This is a genomic window from Xanthomonas sp. SHU 166, from assembly GCF_000364685.1.
Lineage (GTDB): Bacteria > Pseudomonadota > Gammaproteobacteria > Xanthomonadales > Xanthomonadaceae > Xanthomonas_A > Xanthomonas_A sontii.
The window spans coordinates 1-6,976 of record NZ_AQOJ01000931.1 but is presented as its reverse complement, the minus strand read 5'-3'; the positions used below and the strand labels follow the sequence as shown (position 1 = coordinate 6,976).

Genomic DNA, 6,976 nt, shown 5'->3' with positions numbered 1-6,976 from the left:
GGCCACCGCTGCGCCGGCGGTGCTGGAGGCGGCGAGGCCGGCGCTGCCGTTGCCGCCGGCCAGCCAGCGATCGGCGAGCAGCAGCGGGATCCCGGTCGCCACCATCACCAGCAGGCCCAGCGCGACCCCGGCCACGCCGGCATGGGCGACCATGCGCAGGTCCAGGGTATTGCCCAGGGCGAAGGCGAAGAACGGGATCAGTGCCGGCACCGCCCGCGCGAACAGGGCGCGCAGCGCCGGGTCCAGGTTGCCGAGCGCGAAACCGGCCAGCAGCGGCAGCACCGCGCCGAGCAGCAGCCGCGGTTCGAAGTTGGCGACGCCGGCGGTGCCGAGGATCAGCATGGTCACCAGCGGCCCGGATTCCAGCGACATCAGCGCCATCGCCCCGGCCTCGCCGCGGCGGCCGTACTGCTGCATGAGCGCGGCGAACAGGCCGGCATTGGTCATGTCCATCGCCGCGATCAGCGCCAGCACCGACATGCCGCTCCAGATGCCGGAGACGATGCCGCCCGGCGGCAATAGTCGCGCGGCGATCACAGCGGTCAGCCACGCCACCGCGATCTTGATCAGCACCAGCACGCCGGAGGCGCGCAACACGCGGCCGCCGCTGCGCAGCCGGATCGAGGCGCCCAGGCAGAAGCACCACACCGCCAGGATCGGCACCAGCCCGCCGATCAGGCCCTGGGTGAAGGAGCCGAACCAGGCGCCGGCCTGCGGCCACACGGTGTGGCAGAGCGCGCCGAGCAGCAGCGGCGCCAGCATCATGCCGCCGGGAAGACGTTCGAGCGTCTGTTTGATCCGCATCGAGGGACTCCGCGTGTGCAGGCGCGGCCGCGGCCGCGGCCCGGCGACGGCGCCGGACGGGCGGTGTTGTACCCCAGCGCGGCGACCGCCAGGTGTCGCCGGGTGCGCGCGCTCGGGGTCCGGTTCAGCCGTCTTGCGATCGCGGCGGCGACGGTCGCGCTTGCGCCGTGCCGGGCGTCGCGTACGCGTGGTCGAGCGCGTCACGCCTGTGCGGCGGACCCCAGCATCTTCAGCAGGGCCATCGCCGCGGCGGGATTGCGTTCCTTGGCGGCGCTGATGAAGTAGACGAAGACCTCCCGCGGCGTGGTCTTGGCCACGCTCGTGTCGGCGTGCGGCAGCGCCTGCGGATCCTCGCCGCGGCGCCAGGCTTGCGCGTGCGCGGCCCAGGTCTGCAATTCCTTCGGCGGGTAGCCATGGGCGACGTCGGCGCGACTGCGCATCAGCCGCGCATAGACGAAGTCGGTGCTCAGGTCGGCGAAGGAGGGGAACTCGGGCGAATCGGTGAACACCGGGGCCACGCCGTGCCGCCGGGTCAGGTGCAGCAGTTCCGGTCCGACGCAGGCCGGGTCGCGCACTTCCAGCACGTGGCGCAGACGGCGTCCGTCGGTCCTGCGCGGCAGCAGGTCCAGGAACGCGGCCAGGTCGTCCAGGTCCAGGCGGTGGCCGTGCTCGAACTGCCACAGCAGCGGGCCGAGGCGGTCGCCGAGGCTGGCGATGCCGCCGACGAAGTCCTCGATCTGTGTGCCGGCGCCGGCCAGCCGCCGCAATGCGGTGATGCGCTTGGGCGCCTTGGCCGAGAACAGGAAGCCCGGCGGCGTCTCGTCGCGCCAGCGCGCATAGGTCTCCGGCTTCTGCGCACCGTAGTAGGTGCCGTTGATCTCGATGCTGGTGACGTGGCGGCTGGCGTATTCCAGTTCGCGGCGCTGCACCAGGCCCTGCGGATAGAACATGCCGCCGCGCCACGGCGCGTAGGTCCAGCCGCCGATGCCGACGCGGATGCCGTCCGGCGCGGCCGGGGCGGAGTCGAAGAGGTCGTTCATGCGGGCGTGTCTGGCGGCAGGCGGGGAGCGATTGTGCCGCAGCGCGGCGTTGCGGGGTGTGGTCGTGGGCGTCAGTGGCCTGGTGGTGTCGCTGGGCGGTGCGCGGCGTGTGCCTGTGCCGCGTGTTCGTCGCCTGCGCGATGGCGTGCGCCATGCGTGCGTGCAGGGCGGGAATGGCCGCCAACTCCGCTGGCCGCTGCGTGCGAGTTGGACGTTGGCAGTAGCGGCCACCCGCGTCTGGACCGCATCTGGCACCACGCGGCGTCGCAGCGGCGCGCCTTGGTCCGCCGCAAAGGCTCCGGCAGGCTCTACACTCGCCAGGTGCGCGCGCGGTGGCGTGCGGCTTCGGTTTCCCTTCTTCAGGAGCGACGCAGTTGAAGAGCATCTCGATGGGCTGCGGCCTGTTGCTGGCGATGAGCGCCACCGTACAGGCGCAGGCGCCCGCCCCCGCGGCGGTTGCCGCCCCGGCCCCGGCCGCATTGCCTCCGGGGCTGCAGGATTTGGACGCGCAGGTGGAGCGTGTGCGCAAGCAGTTCGACGTACCTGGCATCGCCATCGCCATCGTCAAGGACGGGCAGGTGGTGCTGGAGCGCGGCTACGGCGTGCGCGAGCTCGGCAAGCCGGAACCGGTGGACGCGCAGACCCTGTTCGCCATCGCCTCCAATACCAAGGCCTTCACCGCCGCCGCGCTGTCGATCCTGGCCGACGAAGGCAAGCTCAAGCTCGAGGACCGGGTGGTGGACCACCTGCCGTGGTTCCAGATGTCCGACGCCTACGTCACCCGCGAGATGCGCGTGCGCGACCTGCTCAGCCACCGCAGCGGCCTGAGCCTGGGGGCGGGCGACCTGCTGTTCTGGCCGGCCACCAGTTACAGCAACGAAGAGGTGGTGCGGCGCCTGGCGCATGTGCCGCTGAAGGGCGGCTTCCGCGACCGCTATGCCTACGACAACATCCTGTACGCGGTGGCGCAGAAGCTGATCGAGCAGGTGTCCGGGCAGAGCTACGCCGAGTTCGTGCGCCAGCGCATCTTCGTGCCGGTGGGCATGACCGGCGCGCGCATCAACAGCGACCACCTGCAGCCCGGCGACGAGGCCGCGGTCGGCCATGCCAAGTTCGACTTCCGCGAGTTGCGCACGGTGGCGCCGTTGACCTGGTCCAACAATTCCGGCGCCGGCGGCATCTACGCCAATGTGCACGACATGGCCAAGTGGATGCAGGTGCAGCTCGACGGCGGGCGCCTGCCGTCGGCCGACGGCCAGGCGCGGCAGCTGTTCAGCGCCCAGCGCCAGCAGGAGATGTGGCAGATGATCACGCCGATCGCCGTGTCCGAGCCGAGCGTGCCGGAACTGCTGCCGGCCAGGCCCAACTTCGCCGGCTACGGCGAGGGCTGGAGCCTGAGCGACTACCGCGGCGCCAAGCTGGTCTGGCACACCGGCGGCTGGCCGGGCATGGTCTCGCGGTTGACCCTGGTGCCCGAGCGCAAGCTGGGCGTGATCGTGCTGACCAACCAGGAGGTCGGCGCCGCCTTCAACGCGATCACCTTGCGGGTACTGGACGCCTACCTGGGCGCGCCGGCGACCGACTGGACCGCCGCCTACGCCAAGGCCGTGGCCAAGGCCGACGCCAATGCCGACGAGGACTGGGCCAAGCACGTGGCCGCGCGCGACGCCAAATCCACGCCGTCGCTGCCGCTGTCCGGCTATGCCGGCACCTACCGCGACCCGTGGTACGGCGACGTGGTGGTGCGCCAGCAGGGCAAGCGCCTGGAACTGCAGTTCAGCAAGACCGCGCAGCTGGTCGGCACCCTGGAGCACTGGCAGCACGACACCTTCATCGTGCGTTGGCGCGACCGCTCGCTCAACGCCGACGCCTTCCTGAGCTTCGCCCTGACCGCCGACGGCAAGGTGCGCGAGGCGCGCATGCAGGCGATCTCGCCGCTGACCGATTTCAGCTTCGATTTCCAGGACCTGGTGTTGACGCCAGAGTGAAGGCCGGGATTGGGGAGTGGGGATTCGGGATTCGTAGGAGCGCGATAGGCGCCATGCGGGCGGGAGGCTGCTCTTGCGAATCCCCAATCCCGAATCCCCAATCCCGGCGTCACGGTCCGTGACGCCCAGTACGCTACCCTGACGCCCCTTTTCAGGCGTGACGTGGCGATGTTCCGCTGGTTCGAGTCCCTGATCGAGGTCTTCCCGAAGATCGAGACGCAGATGCCGCCGCGTGGGGTGGTGCGCTTCTATCTGCACTATCTGCGCCCGCTGTGGCCGTTGCTGCTGGCCACGCTGCTGGCCGGTCTCGCGCTGGCGCTGGTGGAAGTGGCGATGTTCGACTTCCTCGGCCGCATCGTCGACATGGTGGCCGAGCAGCCGGGGCCGGACCTCTTCCAGCGCCACGCCGGCGAGCTGCTGTGGATGGCGTTCGTCGTGCTGCTGGCGCGGCCGTTGTTCGTGGCCCTGCACAACCTGCTGGTGAACCAGGCCATCGTGCCCGGCTTGAGCAACCGCGCGCGCTGGCTGATGCACAACTACGTGGTGCGGCAGAGCCTGGGCTTCTTCCAGAACGACTTCGCCGGGCGCATCGCCAACCGGGTCATGCAGACCGGCACCTCGCTGCGCGAGTCGGCGGTGCAGATGGTCGATGCGCTCTGGTACATCGTGGTCTACACCGGCAGCGCGCTGTACTTGTTCGCCCAGGCCGATCCCTGGCTGATGGCGCCGCTGCTGGTGTGGGTGCTGGCCTACGTGGCGCTGATGGTCTATTTCGTGCCGCGGATGAAGCAGCGGGCCTGGATCGCCTCGGACGCGCGCTCCAAGGCGATGGGCCGCATCGTCGACGGCTACACCAACATTGCCACGCTCAAGCTGTTCTCGCATGCCGGGCGCGAGCAGGCCTACGTACGCGAGGCGATCGACGAGCTGGCGGTCAAGCACCGCGGGCAGACCCGCATGACCACGGCGATGGACAGCGCCATCGCCATCATCAACGGCTTCCTGATCGCGGTGACCTGCGGGCTGGCGCTGTGGCTGTGGAGCCGCGGACAGATCAGCGTGGGCGCGATCACCCTGGCCACCGGCCTGGTGATCCGCATCCACAACATGTCCGGCTGGATCATGTGGACGGTCAACGGCATCTTCGAGGACATCGGTGCGGTGCAGGACGGCATGGAGACCATCGCGCAGCCGGCGCAGGTGCAGGATCGCGCCGACGCGGTGCCGCTGCGCGTGGAGCGCGGCGAGGTGCGCTTCGAGCACATCCACTTCCACTACGGCAAGCGCGGCGGGGTCATCGCCGGGCTCGACCTGCAGGTGCGCGCGGGCGAGAAGATCGGCCTGGTCGGGCCGTCCGGCGCCGGCAAGTCGACCCTGGTCAACGTGCTGCTGCGGCTGTACGACCTGGAGCAGGGCCGCATCCTGATCGACGGGCAGGACATCGCCGGCGTCACCCAGGAGAGCCTGCGCCAGCAGATCGGCCTGGTCACCCAGGACACCTCGCTGCTGCACCGCTCGATCCGCGACAACCTGCTGTACGGCCGCCCAGATGCCAGCGAGGCGCAATTGCGCGCCGCCGTGGCCAAGGCGCGCGCCGACGAGTTCATCGAACAATTGCAGGACGGCGAGGGCCAGCGCGGCTACGACGCGCAGGTCGGCGAGCGCGGGGTCAAGCTGTCCGGCGGCCAGCGCCAGCGCATCGCCATCGCCCGCGTGCTGCTCAAGGACGCGCCGATCCTGATCCTGGACGAGGCCACCTCGGCGCTGGATTCGGAAGTGGAGGCGGCGATCCAGGACAGCCTGGACGAGCTGATGGCCGGCAAGACGGTGATCGCGATCGCCCACCGGCTCTCCACCATCGCGCGGATGGACCGCCTGGTGGTGATGGACCGCGGCGCCATCGTCGAGACCGGCAGCCATGCCGAACTCGTTGCCCGCGGCGGGCTGTACGCGCGGCTGTGGGCGCGCCAGACCGGTGGTTTCGTCGCGGCGGACTGACGCGGCTCGCCATCCAGGATGGCCGGCGACGGCGCGACATCGGTGTCGTGCCGCCAGGGCGGGGCGGCGCCGGGTACGCGCCACGGCATGGTCCTGGCCGGGGCCCGCGCTGTGCGTGCCCGACGCGCATCCGACCAGCCGACCGCGGTGTTCCCTGGTCGGCGCACCGCCAGGCGGTTCGGCGCCGATGGCCCGGCAATGCGACAATGCCCGGCTTACCGAGATTCGCCAGACCATGTCCCGATTGCAGTTCCAGCTCCACACCACCGACGGCGCCGCGCGCCGCGGCCGCCTGACCTTCCCGCGCGGGACGGTCGAGACCCCCGCGTTCATGCCGGTGGGCACCTACGGCTCGGTCAAGGGTGTGCTGCCCGAGCAGATCAAGGCGCTGGGCGCGCAGATCATCCTCGGCAACACCTTCCACCTGTACCTGCGCCCGGGCCTGGACGTGATCGGCGATCACGGCGGCCTGCACGGCTTCGCCCGCTGGGACGGGCCGATCCTGACCGATTCCGGCGGCTTCCAGGTGTTCTCGCTGGCGCACCGACGCAAGATCAGCGAGCAGGGCGTCACCTTCGCCTCGCCGACCGACGGCGCCAAGGTGTTCCTGGGGCCGGAGGAGAGCATGAAGATCCAGCGGGTGCTCGATTCGGACATCGTGATGATCTTCGACGAGTGCACCCCGTACCCGGCCACCGAGGACGTGGCGCGGCGCTCGATGGAACTGAGCCTGCGCTGGGCGCAGCGCTCGCGCGACGCGCACGACGCGCTGGGTAACGACGCGGCGCTGTTCGGCATCGTCCAGGGCGGCGTGCATGCGGACCTGCGCAGCCGCTCGATCGAGGGCCTGCAGGCAATCGGCTTCGACGGCTACGCGATCGGCGGCCTGGCCGTGGGCGAACCGGAGCACGAGCGCAACGCCATGCTCGAGCACCTGCATCCGCGCCTGCCCGGCGACCGCCCGCGCTACCTGATGGGCGTGGGACGCCCGGAGGACCTGGTCGAGGGCGTGGCCCGCGGCGTGGACATGTTCGACTGCGTGATGCCGACCCGCAACGCGCGCAACGGCCACTATTTCACCTCGTTCGGCACGGTGCGCATCCGCAACGCCAAGTACGAGCGCGACCTCGATCCGATCGAGCCAGG

Annotated in this window: 5 protein-coding genes; 3 read left to right on the top strand and 2 right to left on the bottom strand. The window is 70.5% G+C overall.

Annotated elements, in window-relative coordinates; translation table 11 throughout:
* On the bottom strand, nucleotides 1–804 hold an 804-nt coding region (locus tag D180_RS20885), incomplete at its 3' end, for a 2-keto-3-deoxygluconate permease (RefSeq protein ID WP_043091486.1).
* Nucleotides 805–1,004: 200 nt separating this feature from the next.
* A complete protein-coding gene (locus D180_RS20880; protein ID WP_017914293.1) occupies nucleotides 1,005–1,844 on the bottom strand; it encodes a DUF72 domain-containing protein in 840 nt (279 codons plus the stop codon).
* Nucleotides 1,845–2,218: 374 nt separating this feature from the next.
* Here D180_RS20880 and D180_RS20875 point away from each other — a divergent pair, with 374 nt between their 5' ends.
* From D180_RS20875 to tgt, 3 genes are all read left to right on the top strand, one after another.
* On the top strand, nucleotides 2,219–3,832 hold the full coding sequence (locus D180_RS20875; protein WP_017914292.1) for a serine hydrolase: 1,614 nt from the start codon (nucleotides 2,219–2,221) through the stop codon (nucleotides 3,830–3,832).
* A 168-nt stretch (nucleotides 3,833–4,000) separates the two neighbouring features.
* Nucleotides 4,001–5,830 carry an ABC transporter ATP-binding protein gene (locus D180_RS20870; protein WP_017914291.1) on the top strand — a complete coding sequence of 610 codons (1,830 nt, stop codon included), beginning with the start codon at nucleotides 4,001–4,003 and terminating at the stop codon, nucleotides 5,828–5,830.
* Nucleotides 5,831–6,065: 235 nt separating this feature from the next.
* On the top strand, nucleotides 6,066–6,976 hold a 911-nt coding region (tgt, locus tag D180_RS20865), incomplete at its 3' end, for a tRNA guanosine(34) transglycosylase Tgt (protein WP_043091485.1).